The sequence below is a fragment of the Sphingobacterium sp. SG20118 genome (genome assembly GCF_044740685.1).
GTDB lineage: Bacteria > Bacteroidota > Bacteroidia > Sphingobacteriales > Sphingobacteriaceae > Sphingobacterium.
Map to the genome: position 1 here is coordinate 21,765 of NZ_CP172826.1, position 24,636 is coordinate 46,400.

At 36.5% G+C, this 24,636-nt stretch carries 24 protein-coding genes and 3 pseudogenes; 11 read left to right on the plus strand and 16 right to left on the minus strand.

Going from position 1 to position 24,636, the window contains the following annotated elements:
• The first annotated feature begins 384 nt into the window (after positions 1-384).
• Positions 385-1,308 carry an alpha/beta hydrolase gene (locus ACFX5U_RS00100; protein ID WP_400262212.1) on the plus strand — a complete coding sequence of 308 codons (924 nt, stop codon included), beginning with the start codon at positions 385-387 and terminating at the stop codon, positions 1,306-1,308.
• Positions 1,309-1,487: 179 nt separating this feature from the next.
• Positions 1,488-2,807, plus strand: coding sequence for a UDP-N-acetylmuramoyl-tripeptide--D-alanyl-D-alanine ligase (gene murF / locus ACFX5U_RS00105; RefSeq protein ID WP_400262213.1), 1,320 nt, complete (start codon positions 1,488-1,490; stop codon positions 2,805-2,807).
• 56 nt (positions 2,808-2,863) lie between these two features.
• Here the strand turns inward: murF and folP are convergent, their stop codons facing one another.
• The 4 genes from folP to ACFX5U_RS00125 form a co-directional block, all read right to left on the minus strand.
• A complete protein-coding gene (gene folP / locus ACFX5U_RS00110) occupies positions 2,864-3,706 on the minus strand; it encodes a dihydropteroate synthase (protein WP_400262214.1) in 843 nt (280 codons plus the stop codon).
• Between the two features lie 98 nt (positions 3,707-3,804).
• Positions 3,805-4,218 (minus strand): DUF4920 domain-containing protein, encoded by a 414-nt coding sequence (locus ACFX5U_RS00115; RefSeq protein ID WP_051959727.1) that lies wholly within the window; start codon positions 4,216-4,218, stop codon positions 3,805-3,807.
• A 1-nt stretch (position 4,219) separates the two neighbouring features.
• Entirely contained in the window at positions 4,220-4,798 is a 579-nt protein-coding gene (locus ACFX5U_RS00120; RefSeq protein WP_038695262.1) for an L-threonylcarbamoyladenylate synthase, read from the minus strand.
• 19 nt (positions 4,799-4,817) lie between these two features.
• Positions 4,818-5,636 (minus strand): 2,3,4,5-tetrahydropyridine-2,6-dicarboxylate N-succinyltransferase, encoded by an 819-nt coding sequence (locus ACFX5U_RS00125; protein ID WP_038695264.1) that lies wholly within the window; start codon positions 5,634-5,636, stop codon positions 4,818-4,820.
• 98 nt (positions 5,637-5,734) lie between these two features.
• On the opposite strand from ACFX5U_RS00125, the gene ACFX5U_RS00130 reads away from it, so the two are divergent.
• Entirely contained in the window at positions 5,735-6,157 is a 423-nt protein-coding gene (locus tag ACFX5U_RS00130; RefSeq protein ID WP_280571319.1) for an RNA-binding S4 domain-containing protein, read from the plus strand.
• Positions 6,158-6,206: 49 nt separating this feature from the next.
• Here the strand turns inward: ACFX5U_RS00130 and ytxJ are convergent, their stop codons facing one another.
• From ytxJ to ACFX5U_RS00160, 6 genes are all read right to left on the minus strand, one after another.
• Positions 6,207-6,539 carry a bacillithiol system redox-active protein YtxJ gene (gene ytxJ, locus ACFX5U_RS00135; RefSeq protein WP_051959728.1) on the minus strand — a complete coding sequence of 111 codons (333 nt, stop codon included), beginning with the start codon at positions 6,537-6,539 and terminating at the stop codon, positions 6,207-6,209.
• 1 nt (position 6,540) lies between these two features.
• The gene (locus tag ACFX5U_RS00140) at positions 6,541-7,284 is read right to left on the minus strand and encodes a hypothetical protein (protein ID WP_144243244.1); all 744 of its coding nucleotides are present in this window, start codon (positions 7,282-7,284) and stop codon (positions 6,541-6,543) included.
• A 191-nt stretch (positions 7,285-7,475) separates the two neighbouring features.
• Positions 7,476-7,964, minus strand: a complete 489-nt coding sequence (ribH, locus tag ACFX5U_RS00145) for a 6,7-dimethyl-8-ribityllumazine synthase (protein ID WP_038695268.1) — start codon at positions 7,962-7,964, stop codon at positions 7,476-7,478.
• Positions 7,965-8,168: 204 nt separating this feature from the next.
• Positions 8,169-8,846, minus strand: a complete 678-nt coding sequence (locus tag ACFX5U_RS00150; protein ID WP_400262215.1) for a tol-pal system YbgF family protein — start codon at positions 8,844-8,846, stop codon at positions 8,169-8,171.
• A 79-nt stretch (positions 8,847-8,925) separates the two neighbouring features.
• Positions 8,926-9,921 (minus strand): UDP-N-acetylglucosamine 4,6-dehydratase family protein, encoded by a 996-nt coding sequence (locus ACFX5U_RS00155; RefSeq protein WP_400262216.1) that lies wholly within the window; start codon positions 9,919-9,921, stop codon positions 8,926-8,928.
• Between the two features lie 37 nt (positions 9,922-9,958).
• Positions 9,959-10,852, minus strand: coding sequence for a nucleoside-diphosphate sugar epimerase/dehydratase (locus tag ACFX5U_RS00160; protein ID WP_400262217.1), 894 nt, complete (start codon positions 10,850-10,852; stop codon positions 9,959-9,961).
• Positions 10,853-10,978: 126 nt separating this feature from the next.
• Between ACFX5U_RS00160 and ACFX5U_RS00165 the strand changes: the two genes are divergently transcribed.
• The 3 genes from ACFX5U_RS00165 (at position 10,979) to ACFX5U_RS00175 (ending at position 13,868) form a co-directional block, all read left to right on the plus strand.
• Positions 10,979-12,190: an alanine dehydrogenase gene (locus tag ACFX5U_RS00165; RefSeq protein WP_038695274.1), complete on the plus strand. Its 1,212-nt coding sequence runs from the start codon at positions 10,979-10,981 to the stop codon at positions 12,188-12,190.
• A 122-nt stretch (positions 12,191-12,312) separates the two neighbouring features.
• Positions 12,313-13,158, plus strand: a complete 846-nt coding sequence (locus ACFX5U_RS00170) for an alpha/beta hydrolase (protein ID WP_038695276.1) — start codon at positions 12,313-12,315, stop codon at positions 13,156-13,158.
• A 194-nt stretch (positions 13,159-13,352) separates the two neighbouring features.
• Positions 13,353-13,868: a TlpA disulfide reductase family protein gene (locus tag ACFX5U_RS00175; RefSeq protein WP_038701975.1), complete on the plus strand. Its 516-nt coding sequence runs from the start codon at positions 13,353-13,355 to the stop codon at positions 13,866-13,868.
• Here ACFX5U_RS00175 and ACFX5U_RS00180 read toward each other — a convergent pair.
• From ACFX5U_RS00180 to ACFX5U_RS00205, 6 genes and pseudogenes are all read right to left on the minus strand, one after another.
• A complete protein-coding gene (locus ACFX5U_RS00180; RefSeq protein WP_400262218.1) occupies positions 13,858-14,898 on the minus strand; it encodes an ABC transporter ATP-binding protein in 1,041 nt (346 codons plus the stop codon). The two genes, ACFX5U_RS00175 and ACFX5U_RS00180, sit on opposite strands and share 11 nt — an antisense overlap.
• Positions 14,899-14,967: 69 nt before the next feature.
• Positions 14,968-15,762 (minus strand): outer membrane beta-barrel protein, encoded by a 795-nt coding sequence (locus tag ACFX5U_RS00185; RefSeq protein WP_400262219.1) that lies wholly within the window; start codon positions 15,760-15,762, stop codon positions 14,968-14,970.
• Between the two features lie 21 nt (positions 15,763-15,783).
• Positions 15,784-16,521: a hypothetical protein gene (locus ACFX5U_RS00190; RefSeq protein ID WP_400262220.1), complete on the minus strand. Its 738-nt coding sequence runs from the start codon at positions 16,519-16,521 to the stop codon at positions 15,784-15,786.
• Positions 16,518-17,063, minus strand: a complete 546-nt coding sequence (locus ACFX5U_RS00195) for an RNA polymerase sigma factor (RefSeq protein ID WP_400262221.1) — start codon at positions 17,061-17,063, stop codon at positions 16,518-16,520. The genes ACFX5U_RS00190 and ACFX5U_RS00195 overlap by 4 nt, the downstream gene beginning before the upstream one ends.
• Positions 17,064-17,124: 61 nt before the next feature.
• Positions 17,125-17,535: a tRNA (adenosine(37)-N6)-threonylcarbamoyltransferase complex ATPase subunit type 1 TsaE gene (gene tsaE, locus ACFX5U_RS00200; RefSeq protein ID WP_038695286.1), complete on the minus strand. Its 411-nt coding sequence runs from the start codon at positions 17,533-17,535 to the stop codon at positions 17,125-17,127.
• A gap of 13 nt (positions 17,536-17,548) precedes the next feature.
• Positions 17,549-19,103 (minus strand): annotated as a pseudogene (locus ACFX5U_RS00205) (PglZ domain-containing protein).
• Between the two features lie 295 nt (positions 19,104-19,398).
• Here ACFX5U_RS00205 and ACFX5U_RS00210 point away from each other — a divergent pair.
• From ACFX5U_RS00210 to ACFX5U_RS00230, 5 genes and pseudogenes are all read left to right on the plus strand, one after another.
• On the plus strand, positions 19,399-20,649 hold the full coding sequence (locus ACFX5U_RS00210) for an HD domain-containing protein (RefSeq protein ID WP_400262222.1): 1,251 nt from the start codon (positions 19,399-19,401) through the stop codon (positions 20,647-20,649).
• A gap of 33 nt (positions 20,650-20,682) precedes the next feature.
• Positions 20,683-21,727, plus strand: a pseudogene (gene lpxD / locus ACFX5U_RS00215) (UDP-3-O-(3-hydroxymyristoyl)glucosamine N-acyltransferase).
• 40 nt (positions 21,728-21,767) lie between these two features.
• A pseudogene (locus tag ACFX5U_RS00220) lies at positions 21,768-23,163 on the plus strand (bifunctional UDP-3-O-[3-hydroxymyristoyl] N-acetylglucosamine deacetylase/3-hydroxyacyl-ACP dehydratase).
• Between the two features lie 8 nt (positions 23,164-23,171).
• Positions 23,172-23,960, plus strand: a complete 789-nt coding sequence (gene lpxA / locus ACFX5U_RS00225) for an acyl-ACP--UDP-N-acetylglucosamine O-acyltransferase (RefSeq protein ID WP_038695296.1) — start codon at positions 23,172-23,174, stop codon at positions 23,958-23,960.
• An 11-nt stretch (positions 23,961-23,971) separates the two neighbouring features.
• Positions 23,972-24,595, plus strand: a complete 624-nt coding sequence (locus ACFX5U_RS00230; protein WP_400262223.1) for an ATP-binding cassette domain-containing protein — start codon at positions 23,972-23,974, stop codon at positions 24,593-24,595.
• Positions 24,596-24,636 lie beyond the last annotated feature (41 nt).

The following is a 24,636-nucleotide window of genomic DNA, read 5'->3' on the forward strand; positions in this document are numbered from 1 at the left end:
AACTTCCTAAACAAGTGTATCCATATCTATTGGCAAGTAATTACTTGTTATTTAGGTTGATAAATGGTTATAGATATACGTTAAAGTTAAGGCTTCTAATAATAAGTTGGGCAAAAACAACAGCTTATATTTACGAAAACGTTTTCATTGATATTTTCTTTTAAAGCTGTACGATCTGTAGTCAGTTGTGAAAATTTAGCGTATTTTTTATGAGGTTTCAACAAATATATTCGATAATTTGCTTCTGATTTGAGGGGATATACAGATGGTTCTTTTATGCTTCATATTGGGTTGAGATTAAAATCCAACCATTATTAAGAGCTGTAGCTTAAAAAAATGGTGTAAAGGGATTTGTACCTGTAGCACTTATGTTAACATCAGGAAATGAATGAAAATTTAGAAATATTGAAGAATTGTTTTTGGCTTATTGTTTTTAATCTTTTGTTCTTGTCTAGTGTTGCTCAAGAACAATTAAAGGTGGATACCTCGTTTACAATACAAAATACTTTTGTCAAGGAAAGCAAGAAGAGAGCCTATATTTCTTTGGCGGAAAAAACAGATACTCATGTTTTGACAATTCGTCAGATTCCTTATAAAAAGACCGTGGATAGGATATTATCATTGGACGCCTACCTCCCTCAAAATTTTGACAGTATTTATCCATGTCTCATTTTGATACATGGTGGAGGATGGCGCTCTGGCAATAAAGAGATGATGGCTACGATGGCGAAGGCCCTAGCTGATAAATATGTGGTGTTGAGTGTAGAATATAGGCTTTCGCTAGAAGCGAAATTCCCTGCTGCTTATGACGATTTGATCGATGCCATTTTATGGGCTAAAAGCCAAAAGCAATTGCCTATTGATATGAAAAGAATTGGGGTTGTCGGCACCTCCTCAGGTGGACAATTGGCTAGTTTGCTGGGGTCAAATACACATAGTAATAAAAAATCATTTGTTAAATCTGTGGTCAATATTGATGGGATTCTTGCTTTTCACCATCCTGAGTCGGAAGAGGGGGAAATGGCTTCATTTTGGTTGGGGGGAACATATCAACAGAATCCTGCACATTGGGACGACGCATCTCCTTTGTTCAAAGTCAATTCGTTAACTGCTCCGACATTATTTTTGAATAGTGCTATTCCTCGTTTCCATGCAGAAAGGAGTGATATGATCAGGAAGATGAATGATTTTGGTATTTATTCTGAGGTTTTTGAATTTGAAGATTCACCACATACATTTTGGTTTTTCAACCCTTGGTTTGGACCAATGGTCGATAAAATGATTGCTTTTTTAGATAAAACACTTTAATTAGCAATTTACCTACATAGATCAGCTGTCCTAGCTGTATTTCAGCTCGATCTAAATCAAGAATAAGGATTGTTTAATTATACTGATTTTTACTTGTTATTATATTGGAATTTTTGTGCTGATTTATCGTTTTCTAAATCATTATATTTGTTTGATGATTGTGATTTATTGCCGTCATCATGAAAACGTTTTTAAGAATGGAATTGAAAGCATTATATCACTTATTTAAGCAATACCCTGTTGTATCGACAGACACACGCCATATTTTACCTGATTCACTTTTTTTTGCATTAAAAGGTTCGAATTTTAATGGGAATGAATTTGCAGAGCAAGCTTTGGCATCTGGTGCGGCATATGCCATCATAGATGAAGAGCAATATCAGCAAGATGATCGGTTTGTATTAGTTGAAAATGTATTGGAGACGCTACAGGCCTTAGCGCATTATCATCGTCGGCAATTGGATATTCCATTTATTGGTGTTACGGGTACTAATGGAAAGACAACAACTAAAGAATTGTTGAATGCTGTTTTATCAAAGAAATTTAAAACGTACGCTACCCATGGTAATTTAAATAACCATATCGGTGTACCACTGACTTTGTTGGCTATAGATCAGCACATTGAAATCGCTATTATTGAAATGGGAGCAAATCATGTTGGTGAAATTGATTTTTTGTGCCGGATAGCCGAACCGACCCATGGACTGATATCCAATGTAGGGAAAGCGCATTTAGAGGGATTTGGTTCTTTCGAGGGTGTAAAGAAAACAAAGGGTGAGCTTTACGATTGGTTGCAAGACAATAAGGGGACATTATTTTTACAAGCTGACAATCTTTTTCTTACGGAAATGGCTGGACGACGCCAGTTTAAACAGGTGGTGAAATATGGTTTTTCAGACTCTAATGCTGTTATTGGTCGTTTGATTAAAGCAAATCCATTATTACAAATTGAATGGCATCTTCAGGGATCGGAAGATCTTTTTCAAGCAGATACACAACTGACAGGGGCATATAATATTGAAAATTTTTTAGCGGCTATTGCTATTGGGCATTATTTTAATGTTCCACTAGTGAATATCAATGCGGCTATTTCTGAATATAAACCAACAAATAATCGATCCCAAATTACGAAAACTGATCGTAATACGGTGATTTGTGATTATTATAATGCGAATGCAACAAGTATGGAAGCGGCATTGGCGAATATGAGAATCGTAGAGGCAGAACACAAAGTCGTTATTTTGGGCGATATGTTTGAGCTCGGAGCTGAATCTTTTGATGAGCATAAAAAAGTGATTGCGTATGCTAAAACCATTCAGGATGCGCGGTTGATTTTTGTGGGAAAGGCTTTTTGCGAACATAACGAAATCGGAGGAGAATTTTTTGAAACTACAAATGATGTCAAGATGGCGTTAGCAAATGAACCCATCTCTGATTCCACCATACTCTTAAAAGCATCGAGAGGGATGGCCTTTGAAAAGTTGCTGGAAGTATTATAATCTATCAAAAACAAAGGGCCTAAAGATGATTAGGCCCTTTGTTTTTGATATAATCGTTATTGAAATAATAAATCTACAATTTGCTTCGCCTCTTTCACGTCGTGTACACGAAGTAATTGGACTCCTTTACTAAGGAGCAGGGTATTGAGTACTGTTGTTCCATTTAATGCTTCTTGAGGATTTAGTCCCAGCTTCTTATAAATCATAGACTTCCTGGATATACCCCCGAGTATCGGAAGGCCAAAGTAGTGCAATTCATCTACACGGTAAAGGAGCTCATAATTTTGTTCTACATTTTTTGCAAACCCATAACCAGGATCAAGAATGATATCCTTGATTCCAAGGCTCCTTAATGTTGCAATCCGTTCTCCAAAAAAGGTTGCTACATCAGTAACTATATCTTGATATTGTGTTAATTCTTGCATATTTTCAGGAATGCCCCGCATATGCATCAATATATAGGGCACTTGTAGTTTTGCTACAGTATGAAACATCTGGGGATCGATAGTACCGCCTGATACATCATTGACCATATGTGCACCAGCACGAATAGCGGCTTCAGCAACATCAGCCCGGAAGGTATCAATGGATAGTATGGCATCTGGAAATGCAGCCACGATTGCTACAATGGCTGGAAGGGCACGGTCTAATTCTTCTTGGGAAGTAATCAGTGTAGCTCCCGGTCGTGAGGAATAAGCTCCAATATCGATGATATCTGCACCATCATCAAGTAATTGTTTGGCCTTGGTGAGGGTTTGCGCTATATGGTTGTGTTGTCCTCCATCAAAAAAAGAGTCTGGGGTAACATTTAAAATCCCCATAATGATTGGGCGGTCAAATGTCATGATCCGACCTTTCAGGTTGATAGATTGAGCGGGGGTAGTTTTAATCATTTTCATCTTCTGCAAAGATATCAAGCATAATTAATAAAGAGATGCTATACCTAAAAAAGGCTATTCTCAGTATTGAAAATAGCCTTTTTTAGGTATTAAATGTTTTATTTTACAACTAAAACGCCATCTGCTATAAATGTAATCTCATTTGTAGATTCTTTTACTTTTGCATAGCCATCCAACACGACATTTTTGCCAATTAGATCAGCGGGTACAAAATAACTATAGTCGGTAAATCGAACCATTAGTGGGTCTTTCTCTCCAGTTCGTTGAAGTGTTAAAAAGCACCCTTTTTTTGTACAGACTTGAACAACTTTTCCGCTTACCTTACCGGTGAACTTTGGTGATTTTTCTAAAGATTTTTCAAGCTTTTCAACCGTAATTGCTCCAGCTTTATCAACCTTTTTACCATATTGAACACCGATTTGAGCAGGAGTAATTTCCTTTTGCTGTGCTTCACTAGGCAATGAAATGCCAAATGCTAAAGCAGCTAGCAAGATTATTTTTTTGATACTCATCTTATTTTCGAATAAATTCAAACTTTCCACTGGGATCTAATTTCATCAGACTTGAAGATTTACCATCACTTATAACCTGTTGACCAAAATTGACAATATAGTCAACATGATCTTTAATCTCTGCACTGATATCATCAAAACACGTTGGTGAAGGATCTCCGCTTAAATTGGCGGATGTAGAGACAAGAGGTTTTCTAAAGCGTTGTAAAAGCTGCTGACAAAAATCATGTTTCACAATACGAATGCCTATAGAACCATCTTCAGCAATAACATTGGGCGCTAAATTTTTAGCTGCTGAATAAATTATGGTCAATGGTTTTTCTGTATATTCAATCATTTGATAGGCTACTTCTGGTATTTCAGTGACGTAGCTTGCCAATTGATTTTCATTATGTAGTAGAATAATGAGGCTTTTATCTTTCGCTCTTCCTTTTAATTGAAAAACTTTTTCTACAGCTTCCGGATTCGTTGCATCGCAACCTATACCCCAGATGGTATCTGTGGGGTATAAAATCAAACCACCGTTTTTGAGAACTTCTAAAGCCTGATTAATATCGTTCCTATCTACAAATTGCGCCATTATTTTTTATATTATCTTATTATACGGCAACATTATGGTCGCGTAACGCATCGTTTAACGATGTTTTCTTATCCGTTGATTCTTTACGTTTTCCAATGATTAATGCACAAGGAACTTGGTATTCGCCAGCCGGAAATTTCTTGGTGTAAGAACCTGGGATAACCACAGAGCGAGCAGGTACATATCCTTTATATTCTACTGGTTCTGGACCTGATACATCGATGATTTTAGTTGAAGCAGTCAATACCACGTTAGCACCAAGCACTGCTTCTGATTCTACACGAATACCTTCTACAACGATAGTACGGGAACCTACAAAAACATTATCTTCGATGATAACTGGAGCAGCTTGTACGGGCTCTAATACGCCGCCAATACCAACACCACCACTTAAGTGTACATTTTTACCGATTTGTGCACATGAACCTACAGTAGCCCAAGTGTCCACCATAGTACCTTCACCCACGTAAGCACCAATATTGACATAAGATGGCATTAAGATAACGCCTTTAGCTAAATATGCACCTAAGCGAGCGGAAGCTCCAGGTACTACACGAACGCCAATTTCTTTGTAGTTCGTTTTTAATTTCATCTTATCATAATAAACGAATGGGCCAGCGCTTGATTCGCTCATTTCACGAATAGGGAAGTATAAAATAACTGCTTTTTTGATCCAATCATTGACATGCCATCTCGTACCAATTGGTTCGGCAACTCTTAATTCACCTGTATCAAGCTTTAATATAACGGTACGAATTGCTTCCGCATATTCTTTATATTCAAGAAGTTGTCTGTCCTCCCAGGCGTCTTCAATAAGTTTTTTTAATTGTTCAAGCATCTTTTATAAATCAAAAATTCATGGTTCTTATTACTTAAGAACAAATATGTTAAAATTTGTTCAATTTATAATGTATAATCAGCAGATTTTAAGTCAATATGACTATTTTTGTACAAATGGCAACAGAAACTGAAAAACTTCGAATCGATAAATATTTGTGGTCAATACGTCTTTTTAAAACACGTAGTTTGGCAACTGAAGCTTGTAAAGCTGGTCGTGTAAAATTAAATGGACAGAACATAAAGGCATCCTATGTTGTGAAAATTGGAGATATTTATCAGGTGCAAAAGGGAATTGAACGTAAAATTATTAAGGTATTGGGACTACTCGAAAGGAGGGTCGATGCTAAAACATCCGTTCAATTTTATGAAGATCAAACTCCTGAAGAAGAAACATCTGCATACAAATCTGTTTTTAATGCCCCAATATTAAAGCGAGATCGTGGTGCTGGAAGGCCTACTAAAAGAGATCGTCGTGAAATTGACGATTTAAAGGAAGATTGGTGGGAAGGAGAAGGATAAGTTTATCATATAGATTTTAAAATAGAAAAAGCTACTTAAGTAGCTTTTTCTATTTTAAATAAGTAACAAGATCGTCGAAGTCAATTTCTCCATGTGAAGCATTGAAAATACAAGTATCTCCTTGCAGGATCAACAATTGAGGCGACTGATGCTGTATATGCCAGATGGAAGCTATTTGATTAGAAATTTCTCTGAAGGCTAATAAATCCAAATAGTAAACATCGTAAGACTTATCCGATAAATTAGCAAAACGCTCAAAGTTTTTCTTAGCCATACCACTGATACCACAGGTAGTACTATGTTTGAAAATGGCACATACTTGTTGACTATCAAGTATCTGTTGTAGTTGGTCTAAATTATTTAGAGGAACCCAGTTAATCATATTATAAATCAGTAAATTTTGAAGATTCTACGTGTTCGAATGTAGAAACAGTTGTAAATGTACAGCTTTTCTTTTTATTATTGACGGCATTGAATGAAGTGGGCAATCGTAACCCTGATCCCGCATCCTTATATTGATCAATTTGATAGTCAATCGATTTGATGCTATTTTCAAAAGCATTTATTTCACCACTATTGGCATTAATCAATATAGTCCCATTTATTGGACTACCATAAAAATCCCCATCGTATGCTACAATCGTGCTTAATTGTTTCTCATTATTGAGCAATTTCACTTTTGTATCAGAGAAGCTTATTCCTTTGAGATCTCCTATTGTCGGTAGTAATAGGAGATAGAGATCTTCATTGATTTGATGACGGATATCCTGCTGTAATGCTGGATCTATCGTCGCTACCTCCACAGCATTGATAAAAAGTTTGAGGGGCTTATTGGTCGTGAAATTGAATAAATAGACAAGTTGTTCATTTTTTTTAGATTGCGCTTCAAAACGGCACTCACCGGTCTCTCGATTCCAAAGTAATGATCGCTCGACATCGCTATTCAATACATTTGAATTGTCGTTTCCTGAGCAAGAAAACAGTAGAAATTTTGTGTCCTGCCAATTGTCTGCACCCCCTAAAGAAGCCCATAGCTTACTTTGGATATTATTTTCTTGTGCTATTCCTAAGGCAAAATTTAATTGCACGACAAGGTATAAGAAAGCAATTCTTATTATAGTTTTCATAATATGAATCTTTATAAAAGATAAAATCGACTTGCGCATCTTATACAGAATGCGTAAGTCGATCAAATACTATATGATAACAATATTATTTTATTCTTGTTTGATAAGCCCATATGCTAAATTGGATATCATCTTTAATCTAACCGAAGACTATGCTAATATCCTAATCCTTTTTATACGAGGAAATGAGGCTAATTTTGAGCACTAATCTGTGCCATCTGTATAGCAGTGATTGCTGCTTCCTCACCTTTGTTACCATGTTGGCCGCCAGCCCTATCTAATGCTTGTTGTTGATTGTCTGTCGTTAGAACGCCAAAAATAACAGGTTTATTGTATTTTATGGCAACATTACTGATACCATTAGCAACGGCATCACAGATGAAATCAAAATGGCGTGTTTCTCCTTGAATCACGCATCCTAAACAAATGATTGCGTCAAATGAGTCATCACGTAATAATATATCAGCTCCAGTAATTAATTCATAACTACCAGGTACTTCTATGATTGTTATATTTTCTTCTTGTGCTCCGTGCTTTTCTAATCCAGAAACTGCTCCATTTAGTAGAGCTCCAGTTATCTCTGCATTCCACTGCGCTACAACAATTCCAAATTTAAAGGGACTTGCGTTTGCAACTTTGATGTGAGAGAAGTCGGATAAATTTTTAATGCTACTTGCCATATTAAAACAAACTTAGATAAATTTGCGTAGATACGCAATATAATTATGTTGATATAAAAGTATTCGTATCTTTTGTTGGCACCTGTGAAAGCTAGGCTGCTATCGTTCGTATTATCTGCCTATGATGTGTTTTTGCTGAGCAGATACCATAAAAAAAGGCTGCCTTTGAGAGCAACCTTTAATATGATTAATAAGTATTGTATGCTATAAATGTGCTTGAGCACGACCAATAAGAGCATCGATCATAGCTGCTTCTTGACTTTCAGGGAAATCTAATTTGATTTTTCTGTATGTATCCGCGGCTTGTTTGAACTCATTTTGTGCTTCATATACTAATCCTAGTTTTTTCAAAAATACTGGAGTAGTATACGAGTTTGTGGATTTATCCGCTGCCTCTTTGTAAAATGAAGCTGCTTTTTTATAATCTTTTAATTCAGAATATACATCACCTTTTAATCCAATTACCAATGGATCTAGAACTGCGCTACCTGTTGCCGAGTAGTTCTCTAGCGCTTCAATGGCTTCATTGTATTTTCCTTGACGTAAGTATAAACCTCCTAAATAAGCATTTGCGATGTTAGCCGATTTCGTGTTTGAATATTCATCTGCGATTTCTTTAAACCCTAAGAAAGAGCCGTCGCCTTCAATAGCACGATTTTGTAACGAATCTATTGTTGCATATTCTTCCGCTTTAAATATTTCATTAGCCGCTTTTTCAGCTCTTGGTTGTAAATAAAGCTTTTGATATCCAAAATACAATATAATTAACACAAAAATACCACCTACAATAAAAGTGATGCTTTTTTGATTGTCCTGAAAAGATGAACCTTGTGAAGGTTTATTCGCTTGTCCAGCGTTATTTTGGTTTTGATTTTTAGACATTATGATTCAATGAAAAAAGATAGATTGCAAAAATACAATTTTACTGTAAATATGCAAGCATTTGTAATTATAATAAACGTTAAACTCTATTTACTAAGTTTCTTTCGGCTTCAATTTCTTTATCTATTTGTTCATAGATGGAGTTTTGGCTTTTAAATTCAGGTACAATTCTTTTCATTTCTAAAACGACATCATGTCTGTTTTGTACCCTAATACCCTCTATTAAGTTTTCTAGATGCGTATTGACCTGTTGAAAATCATTCTCTCTGACTTTTGCAATCATGATTTTTTTATGATGCGTAGGCATTGTGTTTTCTAAATCGTTGAGAAGTTCTTCATATAATTTTTCACCAGGACGAAGACCTGTAAATTTGATTTCAATATCCTCATTAGGGATATAGCCTGAAAGTTTGATCATCTTATTGGCCAATTCAATAATCTTCACCGATTTACCCATGTCAAAAACAAAGATTTCACCGCCTTCACCCATAGATCCGGCTTCTAGTACCAACTGGCAAGCTTCGGGAATGGTCATGAAATAACGTGTGATCTCGGGGTGGGTAACCGTTACTGGCCCCCCTTTTTCGATTTGATCTCTAAATCGGGGTATAACAGAGCCATTCGATCCTAAAACATTGCCAAATCTCGTGGTTATGAATTTAGTCTTCGCATTAATATGCTTATTTGAATGTAAGAAGTGGTTGAAAGATTGTACATATATCTCGGCAATTCTTTTTGTAGCACCCATAATATTTGTGGGATTAACGGCTTTATCGGTTGAAACAAAAACAAATTTTTCCGCACCAAATTCAACCGCTAAATTAGCGATGTTTCTTGTGCCAACAACATTCGTATGTACCGCCTCTAAAGGATGATTCTCCATCATCGGGACATGCTTATATGCAGCAGCATGGTAAACGTAATGAGGCTTGAAAGTCTCGAACATCAGTTTCATTCGGTCAAGACTACGTACGTCTCCAATAAATGAATGATAGACTTGCTGCGGGTATTCGTCCTGTAGATCCAGTTGTAAATTGTGTAGTGGTGACTCCGCTTGGTCACAAAGAATGATCATCTGCGGCTCAAATCTACCTAACTGTCTTGCAATTTCGCTACCAATAGAAACCAGCAGCCCCTGTTACTAAGATCCGTTTACCCTTAAGTTGACTTAAGATATTGGTATTACTGATTTTTATAGGAGACCTTTCAAGGAGATCTTCAATTTTTATTTTTTGTATCTGATTGGGATTTAACTCCCCATTCATTATTTTCTTGACGGGAGGCAACGTTAATATCGTGACCTTTTTTGCTAAACAGATGTCGATGACATCATTTTTAGATTCCAATGGTATATTGTGAGAAGCAATGATGACCTCTTCAATGTTCAAGTCGATGATGACTTGACCTAATTTCTTTGGGTCAAAAATTTTGATGCCATCAATCACTTTCCCAATCTTTTGCTCATTGTCATCTAAATAACCAACAATGGCATTTTTTGATCTGATATCATGGTCTAAGGCTCTTTTAACAGTAATGCCTAAATCTCCTGCACCATATATGAGCGTGTTGCGTCTTTCACTTCGTATATTTTTCGTGTAAACAAAGAATATCTTGATAAATGTTCTATAGGTGGTGAGCAATAAAAAGCAAAATAGCGCATATAAAATAATCAAGGAGGCGGGTATAGTATGCATGTCTCCTGTCGCTAAAAACACAGTTTTAATAATCAAGAAAACAAGAACTGAGAAAACTATTGCTGTTAGAATACGAATAGAATCTACAGCACTGGTATAGCGGATAATACCGGTATGCATCTTGAATAAATAGAAGGAAGTTGCAGTGACACCCATTGCGTAAAGCAGTCTAATCGCGAAATCGCTTGTATGTATAAAAGCAAAATCAAAACTGTAAAAAATGATATTGGCTAGGGTAAAAGCGCATACTGCGGTAAAAATATCTAATATAAAAATAATCCAGCGAGGAACGATATTAAGTTTATTAAACATAGTTTTTTTTTAGTGCTTATGTGCAAATGTACCTTTTTTTTCTAAAGACGAACCTATTCAACTGCTTAATTTCTTTTGCTTAGCTTAAATAAAAATAGTAAATTTAAAAAGTAATGTATATAATAAATGAGTGACTTAAGTAAATTGGCAAGTCAGGCGATGATACAGCCACAGGAGACTTTGTTAGCAAATTCTTCTCGGGAAAAAAGACTGTTTATTGGTATTCCAAAAGAAATAGCTTTTCAAGAAAGAAGGATTTGTTTGACACCTTTATCGGTCGGTCTTTTAGTAGAAAATGGTCATGAAGTTGTTTTGGAAACTGGTGCAGGTATCGGTTCTAACTTTATGGATCATCACTACAGTGAACAAGGTGCTCGTATTGTCTCCTCAGCCGAGGAGGTATATCAAGCAGATTGTATCGTGAAAATATCGGCTCCAACCTTAGTTGAAGTTGGTATGATGAAACAAAATCAGATTTTGATGTCTTCCCTTCAACCATCATTATTGGAGCTACCGGTTCTTCGTGCGCTAATTCAAAAGAAAATAACGGCCTTATCTTATGAATATTTACGTGATGAAGGTGGCTGTCTAGCTGTTGTTAGAGCAATGAGCGAAATCGTTGGCGCTACCTCTACGCTAATAGCTTCGGAGTACTTAAGTAATAGTTTTGGGGGCAAGGGTCTTATGCTAGGGGGTATTACAGGTGTGCCGCCAACAGAGATGGTTATAATAGGTGCTGGAACGGTAGGGGAGTATGCTGCTCGAACCGCAATTGCCTTAGGCGCACAGGTGAAAGTCTTCGATAATTCAATTTATAAATTGCGACGATTACAGAATAATTTGGGAAGTCGCGTGTATACTTCCATTATCCAACCGACTATTCTTAATAAAGCAGTTAAAAGTTGTGATGTGGTTATTGGTGCCTTGCGTTCAAAAAATGGAAGAACACCTTGTATCATATCCGACGAGACCGTTTCTGAGATGAAGCCTAATGCGGTTATCATAGATGTCAGTATCGACCAAGGAGGGTGTTTTGAAACTTCCCGTATTACGACTCATGATAGACCAACCTTTATTAAGTACGATGTTATCCATTATTGCGTACCCAATATCGCCTCTCGAGTTGCGCGATCCGCTACGTATGCTTTGACTAATATTTTTACACCTATATTATTGGATATTGCAGAGCAGGGAGGAGTGAAAAATGTCATTTGGAGAAATGCAGGAATTAGATGCGCAACCTATTTATATCAAGGAGTATTAACAAACAAAGATATTGCCTCGAAATTTGATATGACTGCGAAGGACTTAGATTTAATTATTGTGACCAATTTGTAGCTTATGGAGCCATTAGGAGCGTAAATCACTCAAAGTATCGAGCTGAATTTAGTTCGCGAGTTCACGAAAGAATATTTGGCTCATAATAGCTTCAACACCGATAAAAAACAAATTATATTCTGATGAAAAGTATTTTAATAATGATTATTTTCTCTATTGTGTTTCAGGCGAATGCTCAAGAAAAGTTTGCGCTATATGAAGATAGTATCCCAAACTCCATAAATAAAGATACGGCAAGGTTTAATCGTAATATTCCCGAAATATTCGTTTATAAACCGGAACTCAATAAAGATAAGGGAATTGGTGTTTTGGTAATTCCAGGTGGAGGATATGCGCATATTGCCATAGATCATGAAGGGCATGATGTGGCAAAAGAATTGACGAAAGAAGGTTTTACAGCATTTGTGCTAAAATATAGATTGCCTTCTCCAAATATCATGGTAGACAAAAGTATTGGTCCCATACAAGATGCACAGCGAGCGATGCAGTTTATCCGAAATGGTTATCCGACTTTGAAAAAGGTGGGAGTGATCGGTTTTTCAGCAGGTGGACATCTTGCTTCTACTTTACTGACCAAATTCAATCACCCATTTATTGCTAATCCTACTGGTGTATCCTTAGCTCCAGATTTTGGAGGATTGATTTATCCCGTCATCTCAATGGTGGATAGCATCACACATAAAGGTTCTAAAATAAATTTGTTAGGTGAGCATCCCTCTTTAGATAAGATTAATGAGTTTTCATCTGAAAAGCAGGTAACTGCTGAAGTTTGTCCTGTATTTTTTGTACATGCCAAAGATGATAAGGCCGTGCCTATTGAGAATACTTATTTGATGATTGAAGCACTCGATGCTGCTCATGTAAAAAATAAATTGTTGACTTATGAAGAGGGTGGCCACGGTTTTGGGTTGGTTAATAAAACAAGTCCCATAGCTTGGTTGGATAGTTTTATGGAGTGGGTCGATTAATTCAGTTTAGGATAGCTTTAAGCTTAGTGGAGAGCGCCCATTGACTCCATTTGTATTCGGTAATTAATTAATGAAGTGCGAAGGGCAAACCTTAAATACCTTCGAAAATTGAAAGATTAAGGAATGATACAATCCGCATGTGTCGAGCGTATTGATGCATCGGAATTATTATCCTGTTATAAAAAAATATGCTGATGAAAAATATTTTAGGTCTTATTCTTAGCTTCCTGTTTTTTGCTGCAGAAGCACAGACGTCTGATAGCGGATGGAAAGTACAGCTAAATGAAACAGCTCCCACCTTTGTAGTTCCGGGTAAGGATAGTACATTGGTTTCGAGTGCAGATTTAAAAGGAAAGGTTGTGCTACTTAATTTTTTCGCAACTTGGTGTCCGCCGTGCAGAGAAGAACTTCCGAGGTTACAAAAGGAAGTTTGGGATAAATACAAAGATCATCCGAAGTTTTCACTTTTGGTGTTAGCCCGTGAACAGAATTGGGATAAAATTGATCCTTTTTTAGCTGAGCATAAATTTACTTTGCCTATTTATCCTGATTTAGAACGAAACGTATTTGGTTTATTTGCAGACCAAGGTATTCCACGCAACGTCATTATTGATGGTGAAGGTAAAGTCATCTACCAGTCCATCGGCTATGAGGCAAAAGAGTTCGATGAATTGATTGCTCTCTTGGACAGTATATTGCTTAAAGACTGATATATTGTTGGATTGTTACTGATACTGCTGCACCTATCTGCATATTGACGGGATCTGTGGTTATGGCATGCAGATGTAGTTCGTCAGATGAAACGACCAATTCATAATAGAACCCTCTAAAACGGATATCTACTAACGTGAATTGATGTGCGCTATCTGAAGGATGGACAGACACCCATTCCTGATGTATGATGATGGTAGATCCGCCTTGGATATCGAGCAATTGAGCTTCGGGACTACTTAGGATATTGCTTTTCGCCAGTAGTTGTGCTGTGTACGGATTTGTGGGTCTTTCATAAAGGTCGCGGGGATGTCCTTGATCCAGAATGCGACCATCTTTCATGACAATAAGATCGTCCGCCAAGGCAAGAACTTCTGTCGGATCATGCGATACGAGTATAATCGTCAGACCAGTATCGACTACAATTTGCTTGATATCTTGTTGTAAGGTGTCCCTAAATGAAGCATCTACCTGATTGAAAGGCTCGTCCATTAATAGAACTTTAGGGTCATTGACAAGTGCTCTACAGATGGCTACGCGTTGTTTCTCACCACCACTGATGTCAGCAATTCTTTTTTTTGCGAGATGGTCGATGCGCAATCTTTTCAAAATTGCAGCAGTTTTATTGTGCTTAGCTTCTAAATTCGTGTTTGGCAGTTGCGAAGCAACATTATCCCAAACATTTGCAAATGTGTTTAAATCATCAAAACCTTGAGATACCAGTTTCATATCTTGATGACCTGGTATTAATTTATCTTTTCTTGTGGGCACCAACCACCCTTTATAGCGAACTTCACCTTGTAAGGGTTCCAGTAAGCCATAAATCAATCGAAGAAGGGTGCTTTTCCCACTTCCCGATTCTCCAATAATGGCTGTGATTTTACCTTCTTGAATTCCTAGGTCTGCCTGATCTACGGCTAAGATTTCTGCTTTTTCTGAAAATGAAAAACTGAGATTTTTAGTATGGATATAGGGAAGTCCAAGGACCTCTTTATCAAAGGGTACGTATTGACAAGAAGATTGTAACATATTTTTCAAAATAAAAAAGCCGAATTTTTTGATTCGGCTTAAAATTAAGCATAATAATATTATTCTTCTCTAAAAACCTAGTGTTAGACCAAAAGTAAAGTTATTCAGACCCTCTTGATTTGGGCTATTTTCAAACATATCGTTGAAATAGTATTTGACAAAAACTCCCATAGAATCATAACCGAGCCTTGCAAAGGCCCCGTATTGGAAACTCGCGAGGTTGTAGTTGTCCTTAAATTTTTGACTTCCTTGCGCACTACTTTTTAGACGCTGACTTCCTTTTAATAAGATTCCGGTCATTGCGCCAACGGCAAGTTTGGCGCGATCACCATTTCTGAATTTTTTACTTCTGAATTCAAATGTTAATGGAACACGTAGGTATGTGGATGTGAACACATTTTTCTTATAATTGATGTCCTCAGGATAGGAATAGTCTAAAGGTGTGGCATCCTGATCTAATAAAACATTGTGTTTTAATCTTAAATAATTCCATTCGAACCCTGTCGATATATATGTTTTGAATTGATCGTTAAATCTAAGGCCAAATTGCGCAATATCGAAACCAAAATTGGATGCTTTTTTATATTCTAAAAACTCGTTATTTTCATTTAGGGTAAAACTACCGTCATTGATAAGTCTTGAAAATCCCCAATCTATACGAGAAAATGTAATTCCTCCGAATGTTCTTGGATACTTGGATACAGCAGGTTTGTCCTTATCGTCGGCTTTATCGCTATCTTCTTTACCTAAAATACTCGTTGAAATATTTATTTTTTTAGTGCTATCTTGTTGTGCTTGAGATTTTCCTATCATGCAGCAAATTAGGATACCGGTGATTGCGAACGATACAATATATTTTTTCATATAGAAAGAGTTTATAAGGTGTTACTTTTTTCTTTTTTTATTTTTAACGAGGCTATTCAGGAGGTCAATCTGTAATGATCCTTCGTCATCATTGCTGAACTGAACTTCTGGACCATTCCCTTGATTAATGGTTTTGCTGAGGATATTGAGCACTTTGGTTACAACAGTTTGCGAGTTTGCGTTGGTGGAAGCCATCATACTATTCTCTTCTTCAGGATTTTCAACCAATGGTTTGATGGGTATGTATTCAACTACACGAGCAGCCTGTGTTTGTGTGTCTACCACAACTATGATCGGTTGCTCTTTGTCCACTTTTAATCGTTGAAATGCTTGCTGTTTTTCAGACGGAATGACTTCCGTGTATGATGCTATAGGTTGCACTGATTTGTTTTCATGCGGGTTGGCGTTGTTTACAGATTTGCCCGAAAACTGCACCTGTTTTTCTATAATTACGGGTGCTACCTTTGGTGTTACTTTTTGCGGAGTTATAATTTCATTATCTATTTTGCGCTCAGCATATCTTATATTTTCAGCATTATTGCCAGACTGGTGTTGTAGTAGAAAACTGGCAATACCTACACAGATTAAGATTGCTGCTGCTGCAACTATTGCTTTCAACCAACTTGTTTTTTTCTTTATTGGGACGACCTTTTGTTCATCAAGTTCTAGTACTATTTTTTTCCATACATCCGTGCTCGGTTGTATGTCAAGGTTATCAAAATGATCCCGTAATAATTTATCTAAATCTTGATCTTTCATAATGTTAATGCCTCAATTTTTAATAATCTTGTTTTTAACCATTGCCTTGCCCGAGATAACTGTGACTTTGAGTTTCCTTCACTTATGTTGAGCATCTCTGAAATTTCTTTATGAGCATATCCTTCGATGGCATAGAGATTAAAAACGGTACGGTAACCAACAGGTAATTGATGGACGAGAGACATGAGGTCTTTGTAATGTAGCGGATCACTATGGGTGGTATTCGTTATTTCAAGAATACCATCACTTTCAAGTGGTTCTACAAAACTAATTTTATTTTTGCGTTGTGTTTCAATTGCGGTGTTGACCATAATCTTTCGTATCCATCCTTCTAAAGATCCATTTTCTGAAAATAGATGCGCTTTAGAAAATACTTTTACAAAACCGATCTGCAGTATGTCTTCAGCTTCTAAGCTATCTTTAGCATAGCGTAAACAGACGGCATACATTTTTTTAGAGAAAAACTGGTATAAATCAAATTGTGCTTTTCTATCTCCTAGGAGACATTTTTTCCATATTGAATCTATACTTAGGTTTTCCAAAATTTAATCAGTTTATATTAGGAAGACGTAAGATAAAGGATAAAGGTTGCGTGGGGTACAACTATTTTATAATTATTTTTCGACTGCTTGGAGAAGTGATCTCAATTTCAATTATTTTAGCATCTTCAGGAAGTAGGTTTGGGATTTTGTTAGGCCATTCAATGAAACAATAATTCCCCGAGTAGAAATAATCTTCATAACCAAAATCATAAGCTTCTTCTTCTTCTTTTATCCTGTAAAAATCGAAATGGAAGATTGTACCTTGAGCCGAATGATATTCATTTACGATAGAAAATGTGGGACTAGAGGTGTTGTCTTCCACCTGTAAGGCTTCGCAAAGAGCTTTAATAAAGGTGGTTTTTCCTGCACCCATATTTCCATAAAAAAGAAAAACACGATCATCAGGAAAGGATTTTAAAATTAATTCTGCAGCATGACCTAATTCCGATAGTTGATTGACTTCGATTACCATGCTGCAAAATTACTTATTTGGAAGTATAAGTAGCGAAAGGAATGATCATTTCTTCCAATGAAATGCCTCCGTGTTGGAAAGTTTCATTAAAATAATTGACAAATTGATTGTAATTATTAGGGTATACAAAATAAGAGTCTTCTTTGGCAAATACAAAACAAGAGCTCATATGAAGCTTAGGAAGTTGTGCATCATGTGGGTTTTTAATTAAAAAAACATCCTTTTCTATGAAATTTAAGTTTTTGCCTTGTTTATAGCGTAGGTTGGTATTCGTATTTCGATCCCCAACGATTTTACTCGGTTTTTTCACTTTGATGGTACCGTGGTCAGTCGTTATAATGACCTTTACGTTGCGTTGTGAAAGCCATTTTAAAGCCTCGAACAATGGAGAGTGCTCAAACCATGAAAGCGTCAAAGAGCGGTATGCCGCTTCGTTATTTGCCAATTCACGAATCATCGCCATATCTGTCCTTGCATGCGAAAGCATATCTACGAAGTTGTAAACAAGTACGTTTAGGTTGTTTTGCATGAGATTACTCAGGTTGTCAACAACATCTTTCCCTTGATCCAAAGTCAACACTTTTGTATAGGAATGCTTAATGGGCTTACGGTAGACACGATTAATCTGGTCTTCTAAAAATTTATCCTCATATAAGTTTTTACCACCTTCGTCCTCATCGTTCTGCCACATTTTAGGAAATCTTTTTTCCATTTCTAAAGGTGTTAATCCACTAAAAATGGCGTTACGAGCATATTGTGTGGCAGTAGGCAAGATACTGTAATAGGTGTCTTCTTCCTCTAATCTAAAATAATCGGTAATAACTTCGTTGATTACTTTCCACTGGTCGTAACGCAGATTGTCTATTAAAAAGAAAAATGTAGGTCTATCCTCCGTTAATTGGGTGAATACTTTTTTCTTAAATAACTGATGTGATAAAATCGGAGACTGATCTGGATTTTTCATCCAGTTCAAGTAATTACGTTCGATAAATTTCGAGAATTGAACATTAGCTTCCGATTTTTGCGTGGTCAAGATTTCGTGCATTCCTGCATCTTCTAGCTTCTCGAGCGAAAGTTCCCAATAGATTAGTTTTTTATAAGCTTCGGTCCATTGTTTATAGCTTAAATCATCATTCAGTACCATACCTAGATTTCTAAAATCCTGTTGGTAGGCCATTGATGTTTTTTCATTGACAAGCCTTCTGTTTTCCGTTAGCTTTTTGATCGTCAATAGAATTTGCTTAGGATTGACAGGTTTTATCAGGTAGTCGTCTATTTTAGAGCCAATGGCATCTTCCATGACATGCTCCTCCTCATTTTTAGTCACCAGTACGGTCGGAAACTGTGGGGTTTATGGATTTTAATATGGCCAATGTTTCTAGACCTGTTAATCCAGGCATATTTTCATCTAAAAAAACGAGATCAAAAAGACCTTCTTTGAAAGCATCTACCGCATCATTACCATTATTTACTGTTTTGACCTTATAGCCTCTCTCCTCTAATAAAAGGATATGAGGTTTTAAGAAATCAATCTCATCATCTGCCCAAAGTATATGTGTTTTTTGCATGTTGTTCTATTTGCTATAATCAAAATTGATCGTATCCCAATTGTTTTATCTTTCAGGGAGTTGGCGGGATAGTCAGTTGTTATTTTGATTTATTTTCGTAATATATACGAACTTAAATAAAAAAGGGACTCCACCTATTATTTTTAACACTTGTTAACGACTTAAACTAATTATATTTGTGGTAATATTTACCATCTACAAGAGGAAAATAAGTAGACTCAGCTATTCATTATATCAAGAACAATGGTATTGAATTATTGTTTCGCAGTATTAACAGCAGTAATACATTCAAAATTTGAATAAGAAAAAAATAATAAATGACCCTGTCTATGGATTCGTTTCCATTCCATCGGGCTTAATTTTTGACCTTATACAGCATCCTTACTTTCAACGATTACGGTACATCAAGCAAGTGAGTATGACGCATTTGGTTTATCCAGGAGCATTGCATACACGTTTTCAACATGCGATCGGAGCTATGCATCTCATGTCTCTCGCTATCGTTACCTTGAAAGCTAAAGGTGTCGCAATTAGTGAAGAGGAAGAAGAGGCCGCATTGGCCGCGATATTGTTACACGATATTGGGCATGGACCATTTTCACATTCTTTGGAACATACGATTATTAATGGTGTTTCTCACGAACTACTATCGTCTTTATTAATGGATCGTATCAATAAGGATTTCGAAGGAAAATTGGATTTGGCGATTATCATGTTCAATAATAAGTATCAACGTAATTTTTTCCATCAGTTGGTTTCTAGTCAACTGGATACCGATCGAATGGATTACCTCTGTAGAGATAGTTTCTTTACAGGAGTTTCGGAAGGGGTTATCTCTTTTGACCGTATTATTGCTATGCTCTTCGTTGTTGATGATGAACTAGTTGTTGAACAAAAGGGAATCTATTCGGTCGAAAAGTTTCTGATAGCTAGGAGATTAATGTATTGGCAAGTATACCTGCATAAGACAGTGGTAGGAGCAGAGCAACTATTAATCAAAATATTGCAACGGGCAAAGCAGCTATCTAATAGTGGTGTGTCTATGTTTGCGACACCAGCTTTCAGTTGGTTTTTAACCCAAAAGATTGATAAAAGTAATTTTTTGGCCGATGAGTCACATCTAGACTGGTTTACACGTTTAGATGATACTGATATTATGTCGGCAATCAAAACTTGGGTACAGCATGAAGATAAGATACTGCGCGTCATGTGCCAAAAGTTGATGAGCAGGGAGTTGTATCGTACCGTCATGAGTAATGAGCCTTTTTCAGAAGAATTGATGGCTGAAGTTTACCGTCGAGTAAAAAGTCATTTTCATGCGAGCGATGATGAATTGCAATATTATGTCTTTACGCAAGCCATTCATAATAGTGCATATGACATTCACCAGGATACCATTAAGATATTGATGAAGACTGGGGAGATCAGCGATATCGCTGAAGCTTCAGATTTGTCAAACTTGGAGGCTTTGGCAAAAAAAGTACAGAAGTTCACGCTTTGTTATCCGAAAGAGCTGGGATATATATCAATTCCAGTTAAAATATAATTAAAATATAATAAAAAAACATAGCTTTGTAGCATGCAATTTACTGCTCAACAAATAGCATCCTTATTAAATGGATCAATAGAGGGGAATCCTGATGTAGAAGTTTCAAATTTAGCGAAAATAGAAGAAGCTTCTTTAGGGGATCTTTCGTTTCTATCGAATCCTAAATATGAGCAATTTCTATATGAGACAAATGCCTCTATAGTAATCGTTAATGAAGATCAACAAATTTTATCGGCTCCTAAATCAACATTAACGTTGATTCGTGTAAAAAATGCCTATAGTGCGTTTTCTACATTATTGAATATCTATAATGAAGTTCGTTTAGACCGAAAAGGTCGAGAAGAGCCTTCGTATATACATGATAGTACCGAAATAGGGGAAGAAGGCTATATTGGCGCTTTTGCTTATATCGGTAAGGGAGGAAAGATTGGTAAAAATGTGAAAATTTACCCGCAAGTTTATGTTGGAGATAATGTCATCATAGGTGATAATACAACCTTATTCCCTGGAGTTAAAATTTACCAAGATTGTATCTTAGGTCGTAATGTAACTATTCACTCGGGAAACCGTTGTTGGTTCTGATGGATTTGGTTTTGCTCCGCAGGAGGATGGTACCTATACTAAGGTACCTCAAATTGGAAATGTAGTTATCGAAGATGATATCGAAATAGGGGCAAATACGGTCATTGATCGCGCAACTATGGGCTCTACAATATTGCGTAAAGGTGCCAAATTGGATAACTTAATCCAAATAGCACATAATGTCGAACTAGGTAAAAACACCGTAATTGCAGCTCAGACGGGTGTGTCTGGTAGCAGTAAGATAGGAGAAAATGTTATTCTAGGTGGACAGGTAGGCGTAGTAGGTCATATTACTATAGCAGACGGAAGTCAGATACAAGCACAGTCTGGAATAAATAGGTCGATAACCGAAGAAAATAAAAAATGGGCTGGTAGTCCTGTTTTGGGTTATCAATCAAATATGAGATCGCATGTTATTTATGCAAAATTGCCAGATTTGGAAAAACGCATAAGAGAATTAGAGCGATTGTTAAAGGAAAATTTGAAATCTTAAAAGAACCTTATGGTCGTTTTTGATTAAATATATGTTAGAAATGAATGTAAAACAAAGAACCATCAAGCAAGATGTGGTCATATCTGGAGTCGGTTTACATACAGGTAAAACTGTTTCGATGACAATAAAACAAGCTCCTGAAAATCATTGGTATAAGTTTAAAAGAATAGATTTAGAAGGTCAACCAGAGGTATTGGTTGATGCTGATAATGTTACAGATACATCAAGAGGTACTACGATTTCGCAAAATGGCGCAAGTGTAAGCACCATCGAACATTTGATGGCAGCTTTAGTCGGTTTACAGATAGATAACGTATTAATAGAGATTGATGGACCAGAAGTTCCTATCTTAGATGGTAGTTCTGCGATATTTATAGAAAAATTTGAAGCTGCAGGTTACGAAGAGTTAGATGCTGATCGTGATTATTATGAAATACCTAGTAATATTCATCATATAGAAGAAGACCGTAAAGTAGAAATCATGGCAATGCCGTTAGATGGTTATCGCTTAACATGTATGATTGATTTTAACTCTCCTGTGTTAGGAAGCCAGCATGCTGCTATCAATACAATTGAAGATTTCTCCAAAGAGATTTCATCGTCACGAACATTCTGCTTTTTACATGAGTTGGAAATGTTGGTGGATAACGGTCTGATTAAAGGAGGCGATTTAAGCAATGCAATCGTAATCGTTGATAAAGAGACTTCACCTGAAGAGCTGAAGAAATTATCACATTTATTCAACCGCGATGATGTTACTGTTGCAAAAGAAGGTATCTTGAGCAATATTCAGTTACGTCATCAAAATGAGCCTGCCCGTCATAAATTATTAGACATGGTCGGCGATTTAGCATTAGTAGGCAGACCATTGAAAGGTCATGTTATGGCAGCACGCCCCGGACATGCGGCAAACGTTGCTTTTGCGAAAAAAATTAAAGAACAAATACGGAAAGATAAGAATACAAAAAAGATAAAGGTATACGATCCTAATATGACTCCTGTGTATGACACGGTGCAGATTATGAAGATTTTGCCTCATCGTCAACCGATGTTAATGGTTGATAAGATTTTGGAGTTAACCGAAAATCACGTAGTAGGCTTGAAAAATGTGACAATGAATGAAGATTTATTCATGGGACATTTTCCTGGTGCTCCGATATTTCCAGGTGTTTTGCAAATTGAAGCAATGGCGCAAACGGGTGGTATTTTAGTATTGAATACTGTACCGGACCCTGAAAATTGGTTAACTTTATTTTTAAAAATAGAAAATGCACGCTTTAAGGTGCAAGTTAGTCCAGGTGATACGATTATTTTTAGATGTGATTTGACGGAAACCTATCCGTAGAGGCATAGCAAAAATGAAAGGTGTTGCCATGGTAGGTGAAAAAGTTGTTTGCGAAGCTGAGTTAATGGCTCAGATCGTGAAAGTAAAATAATAGGAGAAATGATACAGCCGTTAGCTTATATTCATCCAGAAGCAAAAATTGCTCAAAATGTTGTTATAGAGCCATTTGCTACGATTCATAAAGATGTAGTAATTGGAGAAGGAACGTGGATCGGTTCCAATGTAACAATTATGGATGGGGCACGTATTGGGAAAAATTGTAAAATTTATCCAGGAGCAGTGATTTCAGGTGAACCTCAAGATTTGAAGTTTGACGGAGAGATTACAACTGCAGAAATTGGGGATAATACGACAATTCGCGAATGCGTTACAATCAATAGAGGTACAAAAGATAAATTTCGTACCGTAATAGGGAAGCATTGCTTGATACAAGCATATAGCCATATTGCGCATGACTGTACAATAGGTGACTATTGTATATTTTCCAATAGTAGTACATTAGCTGGACATATCACCGTTGGTGATTATGTTGTTTTGGCAGGAATGGTCGCTGTTCATCAATTTTGTACTATCGGATCGCATGCATTTGTGACAGGTGGTACACTCGTGAGAAAAGATGTCCCTCCGTTTATCAAAGCAGCTCGTGAGCCTATTTCTTATGCAGGAATAAACTCTGTTGGCTTAAGAAGAAGAGGATTCACAGAAGAGCAAATTGCGGAAATACAGAATATTTATCGTGTACTGTTTATTCAAAACAGGAATTTAACAAAAGCAGCAGCTATTATCGAAGCTGAATTTCAGGCTACTGAAATTCGTGATGAGATTTTAGGTTTTATCCGTAATTCAAACCGTGGGGTTATTAAAGGATTCAATCAAAGAGCTGTTTAATTAAAAGTAGTTTGAAAGTTACTTTAATAGATGTAGGTAGACGGTATAATCGGGAATGGATTTTTAAGCATATTCATTATGAATTTGAATCCGGTCAGTCATATGCCATACTTGGACCTAATGGTTCAGGTAAATCAACCTTGTTAAAGGTGCTTTCTGGAAGCTTAAGTCCATCTGCAGGGACTATTCTTTTCGAAGTGGATAATAAAGCAATAGCAGTAGAGGATATCTTTGGATTTCTGTCTTTAGCTACGCCTTATGTTGAGTTAATCGAGGAATTTACATTGCGAGAGCAAATACAGTTTCATTTTAAATTTAAGAATTATTTAGCGGGGTTTACGGAGCGTGAGGTCGTCCAGTTATTGGGTTTGGAAAAAGCGATAGACAAAGAGTTGAAGTATTTTTCCTCCGGAATGAAGCAACGTGTCAAACTGGCTTTGGCCTGTTGTAGTGATTCCCTTCTTGTTTTATTGGATGAACCAACCAGTAATTTGGATGTAGTAGGAGAGGAGTGGTATTTGGAATTGATCAATAAAACAAAACATGAAAATCGATTGTTTATCATTTGTTCAAACCAAGAAAAGGAGTATCATTTTTGCGACCATAAATTATCGATTTCGGATTTCAAAAGCTGATAATTATTAGATTTTTATAAAAAGATTAGATTTAGTAGTTT

Excerpts from the sequence above, each read along its gene's own strand:
- ACFX5U_RS00170 (WP_038695276.1), top strand. The coding sequence starts at position 12,313 with ATGAAAAGTATTTTAATAATGATTATTTTCTCTATTGTGTTTCAGGCG.
- murF (WP_400262213.1), top strand. The coding sequence starts at position 1,488 with ATGAAAACGTTTTTAAGAATGGAATTGAAAGCATTATATCACTTATTT.
- folP (WP_400262214.1), bottom strand. The coding sequence starts at position 3,706 with ATGAAAATGATTAAAACTACCCCCGCTCAATCTATCAACCTGAAAGGT.
- ACFX5U_RS00130 (WP_280571319.1), top strand. The coding sequence starts at position 5,735 with ATGACTATTTTTGTACAAATGGCAACAGAAACTGAAAAACTTCGAATC.
- ACFX5U_RS00190 (WP_400262220.1), bottom strand. The coding sequence starts at position 16,521 with ATGAAAGATCAAGATTTAGATAAATTATTACGGGATCATTTTGATAAC.
- tsaE (WP_038695286.1), bottom strand. The coding sequence starts at position 17,535 with ATGGTAATCGAAGTCAATCAACTATCGGAATTAGGTCATGCTGCAGAA.
- ACFX5U_RS00180 (WP_400262218.1), bottom strand. The coding sequence starts at position 14,898 with ATGTTACAATCTTCTTGTCAATACGTACCCTTTGATAAAGAGGTCCTT.
- ACFX5U_RS00175 (WP_038701975.1), top strand. The coding sequence starts at position 13,353 with ATGAAAAATATTTTAGGTCTTATTCTTAGCTTCCTGTTTTTTGCTGCA.
- ACFX5U_RS00165 (WP_038695274.1), top strand. The coding sequence starts at position 10,979 with ATGAGTGACTTAAGTAAATTGGCAAGTCAGGCGATGATACAGCCACAG.
- ACFX5U_RS00120 (WP_038695262.1), bottom strand. The coding sequence starts at position 4,798 with ATGGCGCAATTTGTAGATAGGAACGATATTAATCAGGCTTTAGAAGTT.
- ACFX5U_RS00155 (WP_400262216.1), bottom strand. The coding sequence starts at position 9,921 with ATGATCATTCTTTGTGACCAAGCGGAGTCACCACTACACAATTTACAA.
- ACFX5U_RS00185 (WP_400262219.1), bottom strand. The coding sequence starts at position 15,762 with ATGAAAAAATATATTGTATCGTTCGCAATCACCGGTATCCTAATTTGC.
- ACFX5U_RS00115 (WP_051959727.1), bottom strand. The coding sequence starts at position 4,218 with ATGAGTATCAAAAAAATAATCTTGCTAGCTGCTTTAGCATTTGGCATT.
- ACFX5U_RS00160 (WP_400262217.1), bottom strand. The coding sequence starts at position 10,852 with ATGTTTAATAAACTTAATATCGTTCCTCGCTGGATTATTTTTATATTA.
- ACFX5U_RS00150 (WP_400262215.1), bottom strand. The coding sequence starts at position 8,846 with ATGTCTAAAAATCAAAACCAAAATAACGCTGGACAAGCGAATAAACCT.
- ribH (WP_038695268.1), bottom strand. The coding sequence starts at position 7,964 with ATGGCAAGTAGCATTAAAAATTTATCCGACTTCTCTCACATCAAAGTT.
- lpxA (WP_038695296.1), top strand. The coding sequence starts at position 23,172 with ATGATACAGCCGTTAGCTTATATTCATCCAGAAGCAAAAATTGCTCAA.
- ACFX5U_RS00100 (WP_400262212.1), top strand. The coding sequence starts at position 385 with ATGAATGAAAATTTAGAAATATTGAAGAATTGTTTTTGGCTTATTGTT.
- ACFX5U_RS00125 (WP_038695264.1), bottom strand. The coding sequence starts at position 5,636 with ATGCTTGAACAATTAAAAAAACTTATTGAAGACGCCTGGGAGGACAGA.
- ACFX5U_RS00140 (WP_144243244.1), bottom strand. The coding sequence starts at position 7,284 with ATGAAAACTATAATAAGAATTGCTTTCTTATACCTTGTCGTGCAATTA.
- ytxJ (WP_051959728.1), bottom strand. The coding sequence starts at position 6,539 with ATGATTAACTGGGTTCCTCTAAATAATTTAGACCAACTACAACAGATA.